Origin of the sequence: Streptomyces sp. NBC_00984 (assembly GCF_045162475.1) — a bacterium.
In the GTDB taxonomy this organism is placed as follows: domain Bacteria; phylum Actinomycetota; class Actinomycetes; order Streptomycetales; family Streptomycetaceae; genus Streptomyces.
On the sequence record NZ_CP108734.1, the window covers coordinates 804,033 to 824,849 of the forward strand.

At 70.6% G+C, this 20,817-nt stretch carries 19 protein-coding genes; 5 read left to right on the forward strand and 14 right to left on the reverse strand.

All coding sequences use genetic code 11. From position 1 onward, the window contains the following. Positions 1 to 6: 6 nt before the first annotated feature. The 3 genes from OG520_RS03335 to OG520_RS03345 are packed head-to-tail and all read right to left on the reverse strand — an operon-like array spanning position 7 to position 3,436. Positions 7 to 1,080, reverse strand: a complete 1,074-nt coding sequence (locus tag OG520_RS03335) for an ornithine cyclodeaminase family protein (protein ID WP_406012107.1) — start codon at positions 1,078 to 1,080, stop codon at positions 7 to 9. Positions 1,081 to 1,139: 59 nt separating this feature from the next. After that, positions 1,140 to 2,366, reverse strand: coding sequence for an MFS transporter (locus tag OG520_RS03340; protein WP_399329991.1), 1,227 nt, complete (start codon positions 2,364 to 2,366; stop codon positions 1,140 to 1,142). A gap of 2 nt (positions 2,367 to 2,368) precedes the next feature. After that, on the reverse strand, positions 2,369 to 3,436 hold the full coding sequence (locus tag OG520_RS03345; protein WP_406012108.1) for a pyridoxal-phosphate dependent enzyme: 1,068 nt from the start codon (positions 3,434 to 3,436) through the stop codon (positions 2,369 to 2,371). A 472-nt stretch (positions 3,437 to 3,908) separates the two neighbouring features. Here OG520_RS03345 and OG520_RS03350 point away from each other — a divergent pair, with 472 nt between their 5' ends. Beyond that, a complete protein-coding gene (locus OG520_RS03350) occupies positions 3,909 to 5,942 on the forward strand; it encodes a transglycosylase domain-containing protein (protein ID WP_406012109.1) in 2,034 nt (677 codons plus the stop codon). After that, positions 5,939 to 7,237 (forward strand): hypothetical protein, encoded by a 1,299-nt coding sequence (locus OG520_RS03355; RefSeq protein WP_399329988.1) that lies wholly within the window; start codon positions 5,939 to 5,941, stop codon positions 7,235 to 7,237. Before OG520_RS03350 ends, OG520_RS03355 begins: the two co-directional genes overlap by 4 nt. A 115-nt stretch (positions 7,238 to 7,352) precedes the next feature. On the opposite strand, the gene OG520_RS03360 is transcribed toward OG520_RS03355, so the two are convergent. From OG520_RS03360 to OG520_RS03370, 3 genes are all read right to left on the reverse strand, one after another. Beyond that, positions 7,353 to 8,393, reverse strand: coding sequence for an ABC transporter substrate-binding protein (locus OG520_RS03360; RefSeq protein WP_406012110.1), 1,041 nt, complete (start codon positions 8,391 to 8,393; stop codon positions 7,353 to 7,355). A 64-nt stretch (positions 8,394 to 8,457) separates the two neighbouring features. Next, complete coding sequence (locus tag OG520_RS03365) at positions 8,458 to 9,321, reverse strand: ABC transporter permease (protein WP_385337841.1); 864 nt, start codon at positions 9,319 to 9,321, stop codon at positions 8,458 to 8,460. Further along, a complete protein-coding gene (locus tag OG520_RS03370) occupies positions 9,311 to 10,126 on the reverse strand; it encodes an ABC transporter ATP-binding protein (RefSeq protein WP_406012111.1) in 816 nt (271 codons plus the stop codon). The genes OG520_RS03365 and OG520_RS03370 overlap by 11 nt, the downstream gene beginning before the upstream one ends. 218 nt (positions 10,127 to 10,344) lie before the next feature. Between OG520_RS03370 and OG520_RS03375 the strand changes: the two genes are divergently transcribed. The 3 genes from OG520_RS03375 to OG520_RS03385 are packed head-to-tail and all read left to right on the forward strand — an operon-like array spanning position 10,345 to position 13,021. Next, entirely contained in the window at positions 10,345 to 11,943 is a 1,599-nt protein-coding gene (locus tag OG520_RS03375) for an ATP-binding protein (RefSeq protein WP_406012112.1), read from the forward strand. Next, positions 11,940 to 12,653 (forward strand): response regulator, encoded by a 714-nt coding sequence (locus OG520_RS03380; RefSeq protein ID WP_399329984.1) that lies wholly within the window; start codon positions 11,940 to 11,942, stop codon positions 12,651 to 12,653. The genes OG520_RS03375 and OG520_RS03380 overlap by 4 nt, the downstream gene beginning before the upstream one ends. After that, positions 12,650 to 13,021, forward strand: a complete 372-nt coding sequence (locus OG520_RS03385) for a DUF779 domain-containing protein (protein WP_406012113.1) — start codon at positions 12,650 to 12,652, stop codon at positions 13,019 to 13,021. The genes OG520_RS03380 and OG520_RS03385 overlap by 4 nt, the downstream gene beginning before the upstream one ends. A 36-nt stretch (positions 13,022 to 13,057) precedes the next feature. Here OG520_RS03385 and OG520_RS03390 read toward each other — a convergent pair whose 3' ends face one another. The 8 genes from OG520_RS03390 to OG520_RS03425 all read right to left on the reverse strand — a co-directional run bounded on the left by OG520_RS03390 (position 13,058) and on the right by OG520_RS03425 (position 20,748). Continuing rightward, entirely contained in the window at positions 13,058 to 13,252 is a 195-nt protein-coding gene (locus tag OG520_RS03390; protein ID WP_266430626.1) for a hypothetical protein, read from the reverse strand. A gap of 133 nt (positions 13,253 to 13,385) precedes the next feature. After that, positions 13,386 to 14,294 carry a phosphatidylinositol-specific phospholipase C/glycerophosphodiester phosphodiesterase family protein gene (locus tag OG520_RS03395; RefSeq protein WP_399329982.1) on the reverse strand — a complete coding sequence of 303 codons (909 nt, stop codon included), beginning with the start codon at positions 14,292 to 14,294 and terminating at the stop codon, positions 13,386 to 13,388. A 135-nt stretch (positions 14,295 to 14,429) separates the two neighbouring features. Next, on the reverse strand, positions 14,430 to 15,545 hold the full coding sequence (locus OG520_RS03400) for a ricin-type beta-trefoil lectin domain protein (protein WP_406012114.1): 1,116 nt from the start codon (positions 15,543 to 15,545) through the stop codon (positions 14,430 to 14,432). A gap of 94 nt (positions 15,546 to 15,639) precedes the next feature. After that, positions 15,640 to 16,332 carry an ABC transporter ATP-binding protein gene (locus OG520_RS03405; protein WP_399329980.1) on the reverse strand — a complete coding sequence of 231 codons (693 nt, stop codon included), beginning with the start codon at positions 16,330 to 16,332 and terminating at the stop codon, positions 15,640 to 15,642. Further along, entirely contained in the window at positions 16,325 to 17,242 is a 918-nt protein-coding gene (locus OG520_RS03410) for an ABC transporter ATP-binding protein (RefSeq protein ID WP_406016413.1), read from the reverse strand. Before OG520_RS03410 ends, OG520_RS03405 begins: the two co-directional genes overlap by 8 nt. Positions 17,243 to 17,304: 62 nt before the next feature. Continuing rightward, the gene (locus OG520_RS03415; protein ID WP_406012115.1) at positions 17,305 to 18,162 is read right to left on the reverse strand and encodes an ABC transporter permease; all 858 of its coding nucleotides are present in this window, start codon (positions 18,160 to 18,162) and stop codon (positions 17,305 to 17,307) included. Further along, complete coding sequence (locus OG520_RS03420) at positions 18,155 to 19,120, reverse strand: ABC transporter permease (protein ID WP_406016414.1); 966 nt, start codon at positions 19,118 to 19,120, stop codon at positions 18,155 to 18,157. The genes OG520_RS03415 and OG520_RS03420 overlap by 8 nt, the downstream gene beginning before the upstream one ends. A gap of 23 nt (positions 19,121 to 19,143) precedes the next feature. Then, positions 19,144 to 20,748 (reverse strand): ABC transporter substrate-binding protein, encoded by a 1,605-nt coding sequence (locus OG520_RS03425; RefSeq protein WP_406012116.1) that lies wholly within the window; start codon positions 20,746 to 20,748, stop codon positions 19,144 to 19,146. Positions 20,749 to 20,817 lie beyond the last annotated feature (69 nt).

The following is a 20,817-nucleotide window of genomic DNA, read 5'->3' on the forward strand; positions in this document are numbered from 1 at the left end:
TCCCCCTCAGAGCGTGAGCCGGGCGCCGAGACCGGCGGCTTCGGCGTGGGCGTGGATGCGGTCCGCCACGGCGACGTCGAGGATCGACATCCCGAACGGGTTGCTGATCACGATCCCGTCCTGGTCGCGGCGGCCCGGGTGCCGCCCGGCGAGCACATCGCCGAGCGTGCCGTCGACGGGGCGGGCCCCTGGCCGGGCGGTCACTCCTTGCCGCGGGGTGCCGTCGGGGCCGAGCAGGGTGCCCGCCCGGTGCATCCGGCCGAGCAGCCGTCGCGGGTCGTCACGGACCAGGCTCCAGTCGTCGACGATCACCGTGCCGGCCGAGAGCACGGCCGCCTCGGTGAGGTCGTCCAGCGAGACATGGCAGACGAGCGCGCCGGGCCGCAGCCAGTCCGGCTCGATGTATCCCTGGGTCACCGTGGTGACGGGCACGACGAGTTCGGCGTCCCGCACCGCCTCGCGCGGCCCGTCGGCGACCACCGTCTCGATGTCCGCCGCACCGGGCAGCGAGGCGATGTGGTGGGCGACGGACTTCGCGCGGTCGGGTGCCACGTCGTACAGCGTGATGCGGCGCAGGGTGGGGACGGTGCGCAGCAGCAGCGCGATGTGTGCCTGCGCGAGGGCGCCGCAGCCGAGGAGTGCCAGTCCGCGCGGTTCTGCCACCGCCAGATGGCGCACCGCGAGCGCGGTCACCGCAGCGGTGCGCATCGCGCTGATGTAGGCGGCCTCCATCAGGGCGAGAGGCCGGGCGGTCTCCGGGTCGAGGAGCAGGGTGAAGCCCTGGGAGCGGGGGATGCCGCGCCCCGGGTTGCCGATCGAGGCGTTGATGGTCTTCATGCCGACGACCGGCGGCCGCCCCTCCTGGGCGAGGGCGCCGGGCATGGCCAGCAGCCTGGCCGAGTCGCCCTGCGGGGTGGTCCAGCCGAGATAGGCCTCCTCGGGAAGGACGGACTGTCCGGCGGAGTGCAGCCTGAGCGCCTCGGCCACCGCCGCCACGATGTCCACGTCGCGGGCGGCCTCGATGACGTCCGCGCGGGTCAGATAGCGGAAGTGGCTGTCGGGGTATTGCTCGAAGTCCATGACGGGCGGGGCTCCTTGGAGAGTGGGTCGGTTGCGGTGGGGACGGTGCGGGGGCGGGTTCAGCCGCCGGTGGCGTGCGCTGCGCGGAGCATCGCGAAGGGGACGAGCGCGCCGAGCAGCAGTACGCAGGCGAGCGCGATCCAGCCGGCCGTGCCGAGGGCGAGGACGACGCCGGTCATCAGCACCGGGCCCGCGACCCGGTTGGCCACCGTGCGGCTGGTGTTGAACAGCACCAGATAGGCGCTGCGCGCCTCCTCCGGTGCCAGGTCGAAGGAGAGGGTCCACGAGGCACCGACCTGGAGCAGTTCGGCGAACGTCAGAAGGACGACGGCCGCGCCGAGCACCAGCAGCGCCTCCCGCGCCCCGAAGCCGGGCGCGGCGGCGAAGGCCAGGGCGCCCCCGCTCAGCAGCATTGCCGCGGCCGCGTACGAGCACCATGCCCGGCGCGTGGTGCTGTAGCAGCGGTTGAGCGGGTACTGGAGGGCGATGCACAGCACGGTGTTGACTGCGTACAGGATGCCGACATAGCGCTCCGGCACGTCCGTCTCGGTGACGAGCCAGAGCGGGAAGGCCACATTGAGCACCGGCATCCAGAGCGACACCAGCGCGTTGTACGCGGTGAAGCCCAGGAGCCGGCGGTCCTTGAGCAGATCCGCCACCCGGGCGCTCCCCACCGCCGTCACGGCTTCCTCCCGCCGCGCGGTGGCGTACACCGCGGCCACCGCCACATAGGCGAGTGCGCCACCGATCAGCAGCGGCCGGAAGGCTCCCGGCGCCCCGGAACCCAGGGCGACTCCGGCGATCAGCCCGCCCAGGCTGATGCCGAGGTTGACGACGGTGCGCTGCACGGCCATGACCTTCGCGCGCAGGCTCTCCGGGGCGCGTGCCCCGACGTACGACTGGACCAGTGGGGGTGAGGACTGCTCGGTGACGGCGATGACGGCGACCACGAGGAGAAAGCTCCACCAGCCGTCCACCCAGAGGTAGCCGACGGTGGCCAGTGCGCGCAGCAGCATCACACCGATCAGCACCGGCTTCGGCCCGAACCGTCCGGCCAGCCGGGCGATGGGCACGGCGGTGGCGATGGCGACGGCCCCGCCGATGGTCAGGCCGGTACCGACGGACGAGGTGCTGAGATGGGCGACCTTGACGAAGTAGATGGTCGAGACGGCGAGGAAGAGGCCCGTTCCCGTCCATTCGATCAGCGTGGCGCCCTGCACCAGCGGCAGGAACTGCCGGAGGCCGGGGCGCGTCCGCTGCCGGTCAAGGGTGGTGCTGGTGCCCATGTTCAGTGCTCCTGGTGCTTCCGGTCGAAGAAGAGTCCTTCGCTGCGCAGTCGTGCCACGGCGGAGGTGATCTCCTTGGCTACACCCTGTTCGGTCGCCCAGTCGTCGGAGTAGAGGGTGTCGCGGTACTTGGCGCCGCCGTCCGCGGCCAGGCAGACCACGAGGCGGCCGTCCGGCCCGGCCTCTTCCCGGTCGCTCAGCATCGCTCGCACGGCGCAACCGCTGGAGCCGCCGAGTGCGAGCCCGACGTCCTCGGCGATGATCCGGCAGACGGCTATCGCCTCGATGTCGTCGACGTGCACCGCGCGGTCGTAGCTGTGCGGTGCCCTCAGGAAGACGGACGGCCGGCTTGCTCCGATGCCCGGGACCAGGCGTCGTCCGGCGCTGCCCGAGACGGCCAGTGAGCCGCGTACGTCCACGGCGACCGCGGCGACGTCGGGCCGGTGCTCGCGCAGGTGGGCGCCGATGCCCGCGAGGGTGCCGCCGGTGGAGACCGGTACGTACACCGCGGCGAGATCCGGTCCCGCCTGCTCGGTGAGTTCGGGACCGGTGATGCGCCGGTGGATGTCGGGCGCGGCCCAGTTCTCGTACTGGTCGGGCCAGCGGTATCCGGGGTTGTCCGCGCACAGCTCGCGCACCCGGCGCAGCCGGCTCAGCAGGTAGCCGCCCAGACCGTCGGGTTCGTCGACGACGATCACCCGGGCTCCGCTGTCGGCGAGCTTGCGGCGGGTGGCGTGCGGGGTCTTGAGGTCGACCACGGCGAGGAAGTCGCAGCCGACCGTCGGCAGCAGCCGGGCCAGGGCGAGGCCCAGGTTGCCCGAGGTGGATTCCACCACCACCGTTCCCGGGGTGAGCGGCCGTTCGTCGTGCAGCGCCCGCAGCAGTCCGACGGCGCTGCGGTCCTTCACCGATCCGGTGGGGCCGTGTTCTTCGAGCTTCAGTCCCAGACGCCGCACCCGACCACGGTGGGCGACGTCCAGGCGGAGTAAGGGAGTTGTACGGAGGGCCCGTGCCAGGACGGGTTTGACACGCGACACTGCTTCCCCCTGTGCGATGCGTCGTTTGACCATGTGTCGATGGATCGACCGGCCGGCCCAGCTGCGCGCTCTCAGACCTTAGGCAAATGGGCCCCGGTGCCACCATGTCCCTCTCGCACGGCACGGGTCGGTGTTGGCCGGAACAGCGCTTGACGCTTCCTCCTGCCTGTCCGTCGGCCGCTGCCGGACGCGGTGAAGGTGCGGAAACAGTCCGGCGCTCCGGTGGGCTCGGGCGGGCAGGGAGAAACGAATTGGCCGGTTCGATGCCGGTCCGCCCGTACTGCCCGGCGGTCGCCGGGCGGGCTCGATGACGAGGAGAGCCGACCGGCACGACCTCTCCCGACGGCCTGTTATCTTTACGTGACTTCGCAACAGAACTCTCGGTCATGCTTTGGCCTTTGCTGCGGAGAGTCGATGTGCCGGCGTGTGGCGGCGGACGCTCAATGACCACTGCACGGGCACGGTCGCGATCTGCGGCCGGCCCGGCCTGTCATGGCTGGACGGAATGACACAGCACAACATTTTCAGCAGGACGGCACGGGCCGCACGGACGGTGCTGGTCCCGGGAACGGGGCGCCGGAAACAGACGAAGCGCACCTTCGCCCGCCTGCCACGCAGACCGGACTATCCACGCGCGGGCCGGCGCGGCTGGCGAAGATGGGTGCCCTCCTGGCGGCTGGTCCTCGGCTCGGTCCTGATGTTCACCGCGACACTGGCGACCGTGGTGGGGGTCGCCTACGCCCGCACGGACATACCCGAGGACCTCAACGCCTTCGCCACCCAGCAGGACACCGTCTACTACTGGGCCGATGGCACACCGATGGCCCGGACCGGCTGGGTGAGCCGCCAGGAGATGCCCCTGTCCAAGATCCCCGACCACGTCCGATGGGCGGTACTGGCGGCGGAGAACGCCAACTTCTACTCCGACCACGGCATATCGACGCAAGGGATCACCCGCGCGCTGTGGCGCACGGTCGGCGACGGGGACACCCAGGGCGGGTCCACCATCACCCAGCAGTACGTCAAGAACGTCTACCTGACGCAGGACCAGTCCTTCTCGCGGAAGTTCACCGAGATGCTGCTGGCGGTCAAGCTGGACAGCCGCCTGAGCAAGGACAAGATCCTCCAGGAGTATCTGAACACCAGCTGGTTCGGCCGTGGCACCTACGGTCTCCAGCGTGCCTCTCAGGCCTACTACGGCAAGGAGGTCACCCAGCTCAACGCCAGCGAGGGCGCGTTCCTCGCCTCCCTGCTCAAGGGGGCCTCGCTGTACGACCCGGCTGTCAACCCCAACAACCGGAAGCGAGCCGTCGCGCGGTGGCGGTGGACGCTGGACCGCATGGTGGAGATCGGCAAACTGAGCCCGGCCGAACGGGCCACGTACACCACCTTTCCCGACCCGAAGCCCCCGCACCGGCCGAACAGCGCGGGCGGGCAGGACGGCTATCTCGTCCAGCTCGCCGAGTCGTACGCCAAGCGGGTCGGGCACATCTCCGACGCGCGATTCGACCTCGGCGGCTACCAGATCTACACGACGTTCGAGAAGCCGCGGATGACCGCCCTCACCCGGGCCGTCCGTGACGCGCGCGGCGCGCTCGACCCCGAGCAGCGCAAGGCCGACCGGTTCGTCCGCTTCGGTGCCGCATCCGTCGCCCCGGACGGCCGGATCCTCGCGGTGTACGGCGGACCGGACTACGAGCGGCAGGCGTTCAACGAATCCAACGCGGGTACCGTCCCGGCCGGTTCGGCGTTCACCCCCTTCGTCTACGCCGCCGGCCTGCAGCACGGTGTGTCGCACCAGCGCAACGGTCCGCGTTCCACTGTCGTGCCCTCGACCATGTACGACGGCGATGACGACATCCCGGTGATGACACCCGAAGGCCCCTACTGGGACCGCAGCGGGAAGATGGTCAAGGGCAACAACGACGGCGACATCTCCCACGGCCGCATCAGCCTGCACGACGCCATGGCGAAGTCCGTGAATTCGCCCTTCCTCCAACTCGGCATGGACGCGGGCCTGCAGCAGGTCCGCAGTACGGCCGAGGCGTCGGGACTGCTCCCTTCCAGCTTCGGCCCGCCCGTTCCGGCGTTCGCGATGGGCAACTCCACGCCCAGCGCCATCCGGATGGCCGACGCGTACGGAACGTTCGCGGCCCACGGCGTGCACATGGATCCGTACTCGGTCCGCAAGGTCACCCGCAACGGCGAGCCGGTCCGGCTCGACCTGCCGCGGCCGAGGCGCGCCGTACGGACCGATGTCGCCGACGAGGTCACCGCGTCGCTCAGCCGGCCGGGCGGCAGGAACGGTGTCGCGACCCCCACTCCGGTCGCCGTCAAGACCGGAACCACCGAGGACGACACCGCGCGCTGGTTCGTCGGATACGGCCCGGCAGCGTCCACCGCCGTCGTCGTCTACCGCATGGACCTGACGAAGAGCCTCGCGCCACTGCCGCTCAAGGGGCTGGCCGGTGGCCCGGCCGACGACGGAAAGCTCCCGGCCCAGATCTGGAACACATACACGGAAGCCATGACGAAGTGACAGATACCAGAGCCAAGTCCACCGTCCGCCGAATACGGGCCCGCCTCACGCCCCGCATCGTCCTGGGGCTCGCGGTATGTCTTGCGGTGTCGGGTTCCGCGGCGCTCGTCCCGCTGCTGTCCGACAACGCCTCGGACGACCGGACCCCGCAGCAGGGCACACGCACCGTCGCCGCGCCGAAGCCGACCGCCCGGGAGCACCCCAAGGGCGGAGGGAGCGCGGAGGAGGACTGGGACGGAAAGGTCAAGATCCTCGGGGACGGCTCCACGTCCTACACCGGGCCGCAGCCGGAGCAGTTGAAGGCCGAGCGGCTCAAGCCCGGTGAGCGGCCGCCCCAGTTCGTGGTGTTCTCCTGGGACGGCGCGCTGGAGGGCGACGACCACATGTTCTCGCGCTTCCGCCGTGCGGCGAAGGAGAGCAATGCCCACATGACGTTCTTCCTCACCGGCATCTACCTCCTCCCGAAGGAGAAGCGGGACCTCTACCAGCCGCCCCAGCACAAGGCCGGAGCCGCCGCGATCTCCTACCCGACGCGCGAGCACATCCGGATGACGCTGGAGCAGCTCGGCGAGGCCTGGCGGGAGGGCAACGAGATCGGGTCCCATTTCAACGGCCACTTCTGCGACAAGAAGGGCGGCGGGGACTGGAGCAAGGACGAGTGGATCAGCGAGATCGGCCAGTTCTACTCCTTCGTGCAGAACTGGAAGACGAACACCGGTTTCAAGGACCTCGATCCGCTCCCCTTCGACCCCACCCGTGAGGTCGTCGGCGGGCGTGCGCCCTGTCTGGAGGGCCAGAAGACCCTGCTGCCGGCCACCAAGCCGTTCGGCTGGCGCTACGACGCGAGCTCCCCGGGCGACTTCCAGATCTGGCCGTCCAAGAAGAACGGCGTCTGGGACCTCCCGTTGCAGATGCTGCCGTTCCCGGGCAAGGACTTCCAGGTGCTGTCCATGGACTTCAACTTCCTCTACAACCAGTCCGAGGGCGACATCGAGGGCGACCCCACGAAGTACGAAACGTGGCGCAAGGAGGCCCGGAACGCGTACGTCGCGGGCTTCGAGCGGGTCTTCCACGGCAGCCGCGCGCCGCTGTTCATCGGGAACCACTTCGAGGACTGGAACGGCGGGATCTACATGGACGCCGCCGAGGACACGATGCGCGAGGTCTGCCCCCGCAAGGAGGTCCGCTGCGTGTCCTTCCGCGAGCTGACCGACTGGCTCGACGCGCAGGACCCGAAGGTCCTCGCGCAGTGGCGGACGCTCGACCCCGCCCAGCCACCGAGCTGGAAGCAGTAGGCGGCGGAACCGGGCGGTGCGGCTCCGGCAGAACCGTTCGTCCGTGTCGACGAGCCGTTCGGTTGCCGGGAGCCGCGCCGCCCGTGTTCCGTGCGGGTGCCGTCGGCGCCCGCGGTCAGTTCGCCTTCTCGACGAACTCCGTGGTGTACGTCTTGGCGAGGTCCACCTTCGCGTCCTTCAGGTTGGGGTTGAAGGCCTTCAGGACCCGTTCGACGGTGGCGGGGCCGTCCGCGGGCATGACGCCGTCCTTGGTGAACATGGGCAGCGTGCTCTTGATGGCCTGCGCGTAGAGGGCCTTGCCGCCGCCCTGGGCGTAGTCGGCGGGCATCTTCGCGGCGATCTCGTCCGCGCTGTGCGTGGACATCCACTTCAGCGTCTTGACGAAGGCGTTGGCCAGCTTCTGGACGGTCTCCTTGTGGCTGTCGACCCACTCGGTCTGCATGTAGAGACTGGATGACGGGTAGAGCCCGCCGAGCGCCTGCTTGGAGCCCTCCGGCGTCCGCATGTCGATGAGGATCCTGCCGAGCTTCTTGTCCAGGATGGTGGCGACCGTCGGGTCGGTGGTCATACCGCCCTGGATGGCGCCCTGCTGGAGGGCGGAGATGAAGGTCTGCCCGGCTCCCACCGCGACGGGCGTGAACTCGCTGGTCTGCACGTCGCTGTTGACGGCGAGGTACTTCGTGAGGAAGTCGGTGGAGGAACCGATGCCCGTCACACCGAGCTTCTTGCCCTTGAAGTCCTTCGCCGACCTGATGTCGCCCGCCGCCTGGTCGGACACGATCTCGACCTCGCCGGGGGCGTGGGAGAACTGGACGACGGACTCGACCTGCTTGCCCTTCACCTGGAGGTCGAGGGTGTGGTCGTAGAAGCCCACGGTGCCCTGGACATCGCCGGAGACGAGTGCCGTCTCCGCCTGGACTCCGGCGGGCTCGGTCAGGAGCTGGACCGACACGCCCTCCTCCTCGAAGTAGCCGAGCCGCTCGGTCAGCATCGCGGGCAGGTAGATGACCTTGTCGAGGCCCCCGACCATGATCTTGACCTTGTCGTTCTTGCCACCGGAGGCCGAGGTGGAGTCGCCGCCGCCACAGGCGGTGAGGCTGGTCAGGGCGAGTACGCCGGCGACGGCGACGGCCGGGATCCGGGTGGATGTACGCATCTGATTCACGTCCTTGTGAAGAAACAGGTGGAGAGAGGGTCGAGGTACGGAAGGCGTCGGGGCGTCAGCGGCCGGTGTCGGCGTCGGCCGGCTTCCAGCGGAAGAGCCGCTTCTCCAGGAAGGTCAACAGCCCTTCGGCCAGCAGCGCGACGATCGCGAGGATGACCATCGCGGCGTAGACACCGGCGGCGTTGAACGTGCCCTGGGAGGCGGCGACCAGCAGTCCGAGTCCCTTGGTGGCCCCGATGTACTCACCGACGATCGCGCCGATGAGTGCGAAGCCGAAGCTCACATGCAGGCTGGTGAAGATCCACGACGTGGCGGAGGGGATGACCACCTGAAGGGTGACCTGACGGTTGCTGGCGCCCAGGATGCGGGAGTTGGCGACGAGATTGCGGTCGACCTCCCGTGCGCCCTGGAAGGCGTTGAAGAAGACGGGGAAGAACACCAGGACGACCGCGGAGGCGACCTTCGAAGCCGGGCCGAGGCCGAACCAGATGAGGAAGATCGGCGCGAGCACGATGCGGGGCAGGGCGTTGAGCACCTTGATGTACGGCCCGAGGACATCGGCGGCGAACCGGACCCGGCCCAGCGCGATCCCCAGCAGCACACCGGCGATCACACCGATGACCCAGCCGAGCAGCGCTTCGTAGAGCGTGTACCAGATCTGCTCCCAGAGGGAACCCTGGGCGGTTCCGTCGACGACCCAGGTACGGATCTGGTCCCAGATCTTCGACGGCATCGAGAAGTTGAACGGGTCGATGACGGCCGTACGGGCCAGCCATTCCCACAGCCCGATGACCGCGAGAAGCACCGCGATCCGGCTTCCCGTCACCAGGTACTTGCGGTTCCTGGCGGCCCGCGCCCTGGCCCGGGTCCGCTCGGTCCTGCCGACGGCGGCGCTCGCGGTGATGGTGTCAGGCGACATCGAGGGCACCCCTCTCGCGGGTGATGCGGACCTCTTCGCCGAGCGAGGACCAGATCTCCCGGTAGATCTCGACGAACCGGGGCTCCAGCCGCACCTGTTCGACCTTGCGGGGGCGGGGCAGGTCGATCTCGAAGACCTCCTTGACCGTGGCCGGTCCGGCGGTCATGACCACGACCTTGTCGGCGAGCGCGATGGACTCCTCCAGGTCATGGGTGACGAAGACGACGGAGGCGCCGGTGCCGGCCCACAGCTCCAGCAGCTCGTCCGACATGAGGGCCCTGGTCTGCACATCGAGCGCGGAGAAGGGCTCGTCCATGAGCAGGATCTCGGGGTCGTTGACGAACGTGGCCGCGAGGGCGACGCGCTTGCGCTGACCGCCGGACAGCTGGTGGGGGTAGCGGTCCTCGAAGGAGGAGAGGCCGACCCTGGCGAGCCACTCCTGGGCCCGCTCCTTCGCCTCGGGCTTGGGCACGCCGCGGAAGCGGGGACCCGCCATCACATTGGACAGTACGGTCCGCCACGGGAAGACCGCGTCCTGCTGGAAGACGAAGCCGACCTTGTCGCCGATCCCGCGCACCGGCTCCCCGGCCACCAGCACCTCCCCCTCGGTGGGCTCCTCCAGTCCGCTGACCAGGGTCAGCGTGGTCGACTTGCCGCATCCAGTGGGGCCCACCACGGCGACGAACTCGCCGCGCCCGATCGTGAGGTCCAGATCCCGTACGGCGGTGTGGAGCGCCCCCGACGGAGTCCGGAACGCTTTGCTCGCCCCCCGCAGCTCGATGGCGGGGCTCGTTTCGCTGTTCATGGAGCGGGACGTTAAAGGCGCCCCGATGACGCGGGCACCCTTGCGCTCACAACTCGGGGTTCTGCTCATAACGCGTGGTTCTGCTCGTTCTGCTCGCGCTCCGGCAACGAATGCGCCACGAGGACTGGTCATCGGCGACCGCGACGTTTACGTTGCGTTCACACAAGGACGAAACGGAGCATCATGTTCCTGGCCGGAGGAAGGCAGAGGGCGAGCACATGCGCATTCACTGGCCCCGCCGTGTCTTCGCCCAGGTGCTCCTCACCCAGGTGGCCATCACCACCGGAGTGATCATGCTCATCACGGGGCTCTTCCTCGCCCCGCTCAGCCACCAGCTCGACAACCAGGCGATGCACCAGGCCCTGTCCATCGCCCAGACCACCGCAGCCGAACCCGGCCTGGTGCGCGATCTGAGGAGCACCGACCCCAGCCCCGGCGGACCGGTGCAGGCCGAGGCGGAACGGATCCGGCGGGCCACCGGAGCCCTGTACATCGTCGTCATGGACACCCGCGGGGTGCGCTGGTCGCACACCGACATCACGCAGATCGGCAGACATGTCTCGACCGACCCCAGCACGGCTCTGGGCGGCCGGGAGATCATGCAGATCGACGACGGAACCCTGGGCCGGTCGGCACGTGCGAAGGTCCCGCTCCGCGACCGGCACCAGGACATCGTGGGCGCCGTGTCGGTAGGCATCGCCTACGACAGCGTCCATGACCGGCTGCTCGGGACCATTCCCGGTCTGCTGCTCTACTCCGGAGCGGCGCTCGCCGTGGGCGTACTGGCCGCCCTGGCCGTCTCACGGCGGCTCCAGCGCGGCACGCACGGACTCGCCTTCGCCGACATCTCCGCGTTGCTGGACGAGCGCGAGGCCATGCTGCACAGCATCCGCGAGGCCGTGCTCGCCCTCGACGCACGGGGCCGGATCCGATTGCTCAACGACGAGGCCCGGCGTCTGCTGGAACTGGACCAGGACGCCGTCGGACGTCCGCTGGGCGAGGTACTGCCGCCGGGCCGTACGGCCGAGGTGCTGGCGGGGCGGGTCGACGGCGCCAACCTGATCACCGTCTGCCGGGGCCGGGTGCTGATCGCCAACCGCATGCCCACCGGTGACGGCGGGGCCGTGGTCACCCTGCGCGACCGCACCGAGCTGGAACTGCTGGGCCGTGAACTGGACTCCACCCATGGCCTGCTGGACGCGCTGCGCGCCCAGGACCACGAGCACGCCAACCGGCTGCACACCCTGCTCGGGCTGCTGGAGCTGGGCAGGCACGATGCCGCGGTGGAGTTCGTCGAGGAGGTGACCAACGGGCACCGGGCTTCGGCGGAACAGGTCGCGGAGCGCGTCAACGATCCTTTGCTGTCGGCGTTGTTGGTGGGCAAGTCGGCCATCGCGGCGGAGCGGGGCGCGTCCCTGCGCATCTCGCCGGGCACCCGGCTGCCGGACGTGGTGGTGGACCCGCGTGATCTGGTGACCGTCCTCGGCAACCTCATCGACAACGCGCTGGACGTCGCCACCCTCATCGAGGTGGAGCTGCTCGCGGAGGGCGGCACGGCGGTCCTGCGGGTCAGCGACAACGGTCCCGGCGTGCCTCCCGCGATGCGCGAACAGATCTTCACCGAGGGCTGGTCCACCAAGGAGTCCCCCGCGCACCGCGGACGCGGTCTGGGCCTGGCGCTGGTGCGCCGGCTGGCCGAGCGCTACGGTGGCGCGGCCCGCGTCACGGCACGGGCCGGCGGCGGCGCGGTCTTCACCGTCGTCCTGCCCGAGGCACTCACCGTACGGCAGCTGACAGAAGTGGGAGAGTCGCGATGATCGATGTCCTGGTGGTGGACGACGACTTCCGGGTCGCCGAGATCAATGCCGCGTACGTGGCCAAGGTCCCCGGCTTCCGGGTCATCTCCCGTGCGCACACCGCCGCTCAGGCACTGTCCTTCCTGGAGCGCGACCATGTAGACCTCGTCCTCCTCGATCACTACCTGCCGGACGAGACGGGCCTGACGCTGGTGCGGCGGCTGCGCCAGCTCGGCCACCCGGCCGATGTGATCATGGTGACCGCGGCCCGCGACGTGTCGACCGTTCGGACCGCCATGCGGTACGGGGCGCTGCAGTACCTCGTCAAGCCGTTCAGCTTCAGCGGTCTGCGGTCCAAGCTGGAGAGCTACGCGGCCCTGCGCCGGACCCTCGAAGGTGTGGGCGGCGGCCGGGGCGAGGCCGGGCAGGAGCAGGTCGACCAGATCTTCGGTGCACTTCGCACCACGGAGTCCGGCCCCGCGGCCGGGCTGCCCAAGGGGCACTCCGCGCCCACCGCGGATGTCATCCGCCATGTCCTGTCGGGCGCCGAGGGCCCGCTGTCCGCGCACGAGGTCGCCACCCGGGCGGGCCTCAGCCGCTCCACCGCTCAGCGGTACCTCAAGTATCTGGAGGGCGCGGGCCGGATCAGTCTCAGCCTCAAGTACGGCGACACGGGCCGTCCCGAACACCGTTACGCGTGGGCGGACCTCCGTCCGGAGCCGCTGCGATGAGCCCGTCGGGAGCGCCGCCGGTGGAGCTCACCCCCGCCGCCGCGGAACTGCTGCGACGGCTGCGGGAGGTCCACGGACCGCTGATGTTCCACCAGTCGGGCGGCTGCTGCGACGGCAGCGCGCCCATGTGCTACCAGGACGGCGAGTTCCGTACCGGTGGCTCCGATGTGCTGCTGGCCTCGCTCGATGTCGACGGGGTGGCGGAGCGCATCCCGTTCTGGATGTCGAGGAGCCAGTTCGAGGTGTGGTCGCACACCCGGCTGATCGTCGACGTGGTGGAGGGGCGGGGCAGCGGATTCTCGCTGGAGGCGCCGGAAGGGGTGCGGTTCCTGATCCGTTCGCGGCTGGCCGACCCGGACAGGGGCTGACCCGCCGCTCACGGTCGCCCGGCAGGACGCCGGGGTTCAGGGCGTGAGGCTGCTGACGACGTTGGCCGTGGCGGCCAGGCCGTCCTGGATGGTCGGCGCCATGCTCGTACCCGCGAGGAAGAACCCGAGCATGGCGCAGACCAGCGCATGCGACATCTTCAGCCCCCCGTTGCGGAGGAAGATCACCGCGAGGATCAGCAGAAGCAGCACCAGTGAGATCGAAATGGCCATGGCCAACCTCCTCCGCCGCGCCGGAATGCGGCATTCGGCCGCCAGTGTGGCGTAGCGGAGGAGCCATCCGGCGCACTGGCGTGTCCGCCATCCGGGTGTTGACTGGCTGTCACGCTCGGGGCGGCGCGTCCGGTCAGCCGCGGGGGTGGGCGGCCCCGGTCCGGTTGTCCCGGTCGTGGGTGCGGAGGAAGCGTTCGAGCCCCGCCAGATCATCGGTGTTGAGGTGGTCGACCCCGGCCGCCAGCAGCTCCGTCCAGACCGCGTCCCGCTCCGGCCCCGGCGCGTCCGGCGTGGCCCAGAAGCGGACGCGCCGGCCGCTGCGGTGGGCCTGGGCGACGTGCGCGCGCAGTTTGTCCCGCTCGGCCGCGGGGAAGGGACCCGCGCCCAGCCAGCTGAAGTCGTCGGTCCAGCTGCTGCTGATGAGCGGGATGAACGAGGCGGTGGCCGGGGTTCCGAGGTCTTCGGGGCGGCCGTCGTAGAAGGCGTGGCGCGTCGCCTGCGCCTCCATCGGGACGCGGGCGGCGCGGTCGCCGGAGATGACAGCGGTGATGGCACCGGGCCGCACCCGGCCGTGGTGGTACGACGTCAGCATCCGCCGGTAGTGCCGGAGCTGCCGGTCGAGTTCGAGGTAGGCCGCGGCTCCGTCCGTCTTGATGTCGATCAGCAGCTGCACGGGTTCGTGGTAGCCGGGGTGGACCGTGCCGTGGTTGGCCCGGACCCTCGCCAGCAGCGGGTCGAGGTAGAGCGAGGCGAGGGTGCGGGCGGGGTCGAGGTCGGTGGCCTCGTGGGCGACCAGCAGTTCGCCGTCCACCAGGAAGATGTCGGCCTCGACACTGGTGAAGCCGTGCCCGAGCGCGTCGTGCAGGGGGCGCGTGTGCAGGTAGTCGTTGTGCGCGTGGGCCCTGCGCAGCGCGCGCGGGCGGTGGCGTCGTACGGCCGGGGCGGCCTCGGCCGCGGCGGCCGTGTGCGGGGACAGGAACGCGCCTGCGGCCGCGGTGGCGAGCGCGGTGGTGACGACACTTCGGCGGGTCGGGAACGCCATGGATTCTCCTGGGGAGCGAGTGGTGGACCGGACGGGCGGACGCGACCGAGTATGCGGTGGTGATCACCACAACGGACATACCCCGCACAAGAGTTGATCCGGTCGTCGTCCGCCCGTCGACTGCCGTTTCCCCGGTCAGGCCGGGACCGTCCAGCGTTGGTTGGCGCCACCGGTGCAGGCGTAGACGCCGAGCGGGGTGCCATTGGCGCTGCCGCCCCCGTAGGCGTCCAGGCACTGCCCGGTGGCGGGGTTCACCAGGGCCGCGCCGTCGATCCGCCACTGCTGGGCGGCCGAGCCGTCGCAGACCGCGCTCCGTACGGTGGTACCGCTCACGGCCATGCAGTGGAACTGCGCGCGGAGCGTGCCGTCGGCGGCCCGCACCCAGTTCTGGTTGTTGCCGCCGTTGCAGCTCCAGAGGTCGAGCTGCGTTCCGGTGGTGCCGCCGGGGATGTCGACGCAGGCGCCGCCGATGCCCGTGAGGGATCCGGACGACGAGTTGCCGATGCCGTCCTCGTGCACGCTGCCGCCGCCCTGGCCGCGTACCGAGGCGCCGTTGGAGCAGGTGCCGCTGACGCTGGTGGAGCCGAGTGCGGCGGTGACGGTTCCGCTGCCCGCCGTACCGCTGGGCAGGTCGAGGAGGGCCTTGGAGTACGGCGAGTCGGCGCAGGTCGCTGCGTTGTTGTTCCAGTCGAAGTACTCGACCCAGTCGACCATTCCGCCGGTGGCGACCTTCGCGCCGGTGCCGGTCTGCAGGCTGCCGAGGACGAAGGACGTGCCCGCGGTGACGTCGGTGATGGTGGCCCGGTACCAGCCGGCCGTCGTGTCGGGTGCGACGCGGAAGCGGTAGTGGTGTCCGGCCGTGAAGCGCTCACCGAGCCGGCAGGTGTAGCCGGTGCCGCCCTCGGCGAACGTCTGGCAGTAGGTGCCCGTGTCTCCCGGCCTGCCTCCGGTGGAGTCCCAGAGCGAGAAGAGGAACAGACCGCCGCCGGAGCGGTTGCGCTGCATTCCGATGTAGCCGCCGACCCCGTTGGTGAAGCCGAACTGGTGGGACCAGAAGACGTTCGCGCGGCCGGGGTCGGACTGGACGGTCGTCCCGAAGGTGACCTCGTCGAGGGCGGTCGTCCCGGCCGGGAACGTGTAGTTGCTGTATGAACCCGGGGTCTGGCCGGCCGCCGCGGACGGTCCGGCCGGCCCCAGGCAGGCGGCGACGGCGAAAATCACCACCGCAACGGTGGCGCGCGCTCCGTGCATGTCCCACTCCTTGTCCGGACGGATCGACCGACCCATCCTTTGGTCATGGACTCGTCAACAAGAGTGGGGGTGTGTCACGCCCGGGGGCATGGACTTATCCGTTCGGGCTCATGGACTCCCGCGCTGCGCCCGGTCCGGAGCACTCCCCCCAGCCGACCGTGCGGTCGCACCAGCGTTCCAGCAGCACCCGGTCGTGGCCGACGGCCAGCAGCCCGGCCCCGGACTCCCTCCGGTAGGACTCGACGACCGCCACCAGCGCGGCGGTCGTCGACGCGTCGAGCATCGCGGTCATCTCGTCGCAGATCAGCCAGCGCGGCCGCAGGACCAGCGCCCTCGCCAGGCAGGCGCGCTGCAACTGGCCGTCGCTCACCTCGTGCGGGCGCCGGCCCAGCAGTTCCGGTGTGAGCCCGACGGCCGGTGCCAGCCCGGCCACCCGGTCCGCGACCTCCGAGCGGCGGCCGGTCGCCCGCAACGGCTGGGCGATGAGTTCGCGCAGGGTGAGCCGGGGGTCGGCGGAGAGCCGGGGCTGCTGGAAGACGACGCCGACGGCGGTGCGCTGCGCACGCGGGGCACGGTGCCGCCAGCCGCGTACCGGTTCGCCGTCGAGCACGACCGTGCCCGCGTACGGGCGGTGCAGCAGGGCCGCGACCCTGGCCAGGGTGGACTTGCCGCAGCCGCTCGGGCCCAGCAGTCCGAGGGACTCCCCCGGCGCCAGGCTCAGCGAGGCCTCGCGGACGACGGGATCGCGCCGGTCGTATCCGGCGGTGACGCGGGTGAGTTCAAGCACGGACCGGCTCCTCCCCGTCCGCCCGCACACCGTGGTGGCAGGCGAGACGGCCGTCGAACGGGGGCTGTACGGAACACCGGTCGTCGGCGCGCCCGCAGCGGGCCGCGAACGCGCACCCCTCGGGAAGCGCTCCGAGCTCGGGCGGCATTCCGGGGATCGGTACGAAGGCGCGCTCCGGCAGTGCGTCGAGCAGTCCGCGCGCGTACGGGTGGCGTGGTCCGGGCTTCCCGAAGAACCGCCCGGCGTCGGCGAGTTCGACGATGCGGCCCGCGTACATCACGGCGACCCGGTCGGCGATCCGCTCGGCCGCCGCGAGATCGTGGGTGATGATCAGCAGCGCCCGGCCCTCGTCGGTGTGGCGGCGCAGTTCGTCGGCGGTCCGCTCGACCAGCTCGCGGTCGAGTCCGGTGGTGGGCTCGTCGGCGAGGAGCAGGGGTGCGTCGCCGATCAGGGCGAGCGCGGTCGCGGCCCGCTGGGCGAGACCGCCGGAGAGTTCGTGCGGATACCGGTCGAGGTGCCCGGACGGGAACGAGGCGCGTGCGGCGGCCTGTTCGGCCGCGGGGCGCAGAGCGGACCTGCGGGCGCCGGTCAGTTCGCGGAGGGTCTCCTCCAGCTGGGCGCGTACGGTGCGGACCGGGGTGAGGTGTGCGGCGGGGCTCTGCGGTACGAGTCCGACGCGGCGGCCCCGTACCGTACGGGCGAGGGTCCGTTCACCGGCGGTCAGGAGATCGGTACCGTCATCGAGCAGTGCCGAGCCCGAGGTCCGCGCATTGCCGGGAAGCAGTCCCAGCAGCGCCGAGGCCAGCACGGACTTCCCGCAGCCGCTCTCGCCGACCAGGGCCAGGCACTCCCCCGCCGCGAGGTCGAAGTGCGCGTCGGCGACGGCGGCGATGTGCCGGCCGCCCCGCATCCGGAAGCGCACGGAGAGGCCACGGACGGAGAGGACCGGCGCCTTCGGGCCCGGGGCGTTCTTCACAGCATCAGCTCCGATCGGCGGCGCGGGTTGATCCGCTCCCGCCAGGCGCCGGCGAGGCCCGCCAGCGCGAGGGTCGGTATCACCAGGAACAGGCCGGGGAAGAGCGTCGGCCACCAGTCCCCGGCGAGGAGCGAACCGCGCGCCGTCTGCACGAGATTGCCCAGGCTCGCCTGATGGGTGGGCAGCCCGAGCCCCAGGAAGGAGAGCGCGGACTCGTGCCACATGGCGTGCGGCACCATCAGCACGGCCGCCAGGCCCGCCTGCGGAAGCACGGCGGGCAGCAGATGCCGGACGACGACCCGCCCGCGCGAGGCCCCGCCGGAGATCGCCGCGTCGATGAACGGACGCGAGCGCAGCGAGAGCACTTCGGAGCGGACGATCCTGGCCGTCGAGAGCCAGTGGGTGAGCGCGACGGAGACGATCACCGGGCCGACGCCGGGCCGGAACATGGCCACGATGAAGATGCCGAGCAGCAGATGAGGTACGGACGAGAAGGTGTCCACCAGCCGCATGACGACGCGGTCCGTCCAGCCTCCGAAGGCCGCGGCCAGTGCGCCGACCGCGGTCCCGATGACGGTCGCGGTGAGCCCGGCGACGACGCCGACGAGCAGCGAGACGCGGAGTCCGTAGACGCAGCGCAGGAGCAGATCGCGCCCGACGTCGTCGGTGCCGAACGGGTGCTGCCAGGACGGTGGCCGGAGCTTGGCCGCCAGGTCGACGGCCTGCTGGTCGAGCTGGACCAGCGGCGGCACGAGCAGAACCGCGAGCAGCACCGCGGCGACGATCCCGGCGGAGCTGACCACGCGGACACGGTGGGTCGTGCGGCCGGCGGGTCCGAGGTCGGGTTCAGCCATCGAAGCCCACTCTCGGGTCGGCGAGCGCGTACAGCAGGTCGGAGAGGAGGTTGCCGAGGACGACCGCCACGGTGGCCAGCACCGTGAGCGCGGCCAGCAGCGGGAAGTCGACGGAGGTGGCGGCCTGCACGGTGGCGGCGGCGATGCCGGGCCAGCTGAAGACCGTCTCGACGAGGAGGGCGCCGGTGATGAGTTCGGGGACGCGGGAGCCGATGAGGGTGAGCATCGGCAGCATGCCGGAGCGCAGCGCGTGGCCGAGCAGTACGGTCCGCTCGCTCAGTCCGCGGGCGCGGGCGCCGCGCACCGGGTCCTCGCCGAGCGCGTCCGCGACACCCTGGCGCACGTAGAGGAAGAACCACGGCAGCTGGGAGATCCCGAGCACGGCCGCGGGGAGCACCAGATGGTCGGCGACCTGTCCGAAGGTGACGGTGTCGCTGGCCGCGTCGGTGAGACCGCCGGCCGGGAGCACGTCGAGTTCCAGGGCGAAGAACCAGATGGCGAGCAGCCCGAGCCAGAAGGCCGGGGCGGCTTCGAGCGTGTACGCGGCGGAGCTGACGCACCGGTCGAGCAGGCGGCCGGGCCTGCGGGCGGCCAGTACGCCGAGGCCCGTGCCGAGGAGCACGGCGACGGCGAAGGCGGTCGCGGCGAGCAGCACGGACCAGCCGAGGCGTTCGCCGATGACATCGGCGACCGGCTGACGCATCACGGCGGAGTCGCCGAGGTCGCCGCCGAGCGCCGAGCTCAGCCAGTTCCACCAGCGGCTCACGAGCGGCTGGTCGACACCGAGGTTGGCCCGCAACTGGTCGAGGTTGTCCTGCGACGCGGTGAGCCCGGCGGTGCCCGCGTACGCCTTGACCGGGTCGAAGGGGGAAGCGGCGACGACGGCGAAGACGCCGAACGTCACGGCGGCCAGGACGGGGACGGCGAGCAGCGCCCGCCGTCCCGCCATTCTGCCCATCGGCCCCCAGGGGAGGCGGTGGTTCACTTCTTCGGCGTCCAGTCCTCGACGTTCCACCACGGGCCGGATGCCAGTCCGTGGTCGTGCGGTTCGACCTGGGTGGTGAGGGGGCCGAAGCGGTCCTTCACGACGTAGAGGTGGTCGATGTGGGTGAGGAAGGTGTAGCCGGGGTTCTTCACCAGCTCGCGCTGGACGGTGTCGTAGGCGGCCTTGCGTTCGGCGTCGTCACCGCTCCTGCGGCCCGCTTCGAGGGCCCGGTCGACGGCCTTGTTGTCGTACCAGGCCATGTTGTTGAAGCCGTCGCCCGCCAGCGAGGACTTCAGCAGTGTGTACTGGTCGAAGTCGGGGTCGGCGGGCGATCCGCCGCCCGCGAGGACCGCGTCCTGCTTCATCCGGGGCTCGATGACCTCCCAGGTGCCGGCCTCGGTGGTGATGTCGATGCCGGCCTTCTTGGCGTCGGAGGCGTAGGCGAGCGCGTGGTCCTGGCGCAGCTTGTCGCCGGTGAGGTACCAGAGCGGGAAGGCGGCGCGCACGCCGTCCCTGGTGCGGATGCCGTCCTTGCCGGGCTTCCACCCGGCGTCGTCGAGGATCTTCTTCGCGGCGGCGAGGTCGTGGGAGCGTTCGGTGCCCTTGGTGAACCACTCGCTGTCGGTGGGGACGGGCCCGTACGCGGCCCGGCCCTCGCCGTTGAGGATGGAGTCGACCATGGCCTTCCGGTCGACGGCGACGTCGAGGGCGCGCCGGACGGCGATGTCGCCCGTGACCTCGTTGTGGGTGGGCAGGGTCACGGTGCGGTAGTCGTACGTGGTGGCGGCGTACGTGCGGGTGCCGCTGCCACGGGCGAATCCCTTGGCCAGGTTGGGCGGCAGGATCGCGCCGTCGAGCTCCCCGGAGCGCAGCCGGGTGGCGCGTATGTCGTCGTCCTTGATGATCGCCATGGTGAACTTCTTCACCTTCGGCGCGCCGCCCCAGTAGCCGGGGTTGGCCTTGAAGCCGATCTTCTCGCCCTTGGACCACTTGGTGAGCAGGTACGGTCCGGTGCCGATGGGGCGGGTGGTGAAGGCGCCGGTGTTGACGTCCTGCTTGCCCGCGATGTGTTCGGGTGCGATGGGCAGGACGGTGCGCCGGGCGAAGGGCGCGTAGGGGTACTTGAGCCTGAAGACGACGGTGTCGTCGCCGTTCGCCACGACGCTCTGCACCGCGTCGAGTTCGGTGCGGGAGGCGTTGTTGGTCTTCTTGTCGAGGATGGTCCGGTAGGTGAAGACCACGTCCTTCGCGCCGAAGGGCTCGCCGTCGCTGAACTTCACGCCCTTGCGGAGCCGGTAGGTGTACTTCAGCCCGTCGTCGCTCACCTCGGGGAGGGCGGTGGCGAGCGCGGGTCGCAGCTTCATGCCGGCGTCGAGGGCGAGCAGCCCGTCGAAGATCTTGGAGTTGCCGTCCTTGCCGTAGCCGAGCAGCGGGCTGAGGCTGTCGGGCTCGTAGGCGATGCCGACCACCGCCGAGTCCCCCGTGCCCGATCCGGAGTTGCCGTCGTCCGGGCCACCCGGTTGTGAACAGGCCACCGCGGTCAACGACAGCACGGTCGCCAGTGTCGCGGCGGCCGCTCCCCGTATCGATCGGGCCGTCATACTCTGCACATCCCTTATTGAAGATCGAATGTTATTGCGAAACTATCGCAATTAAACAACAGGTAAAGG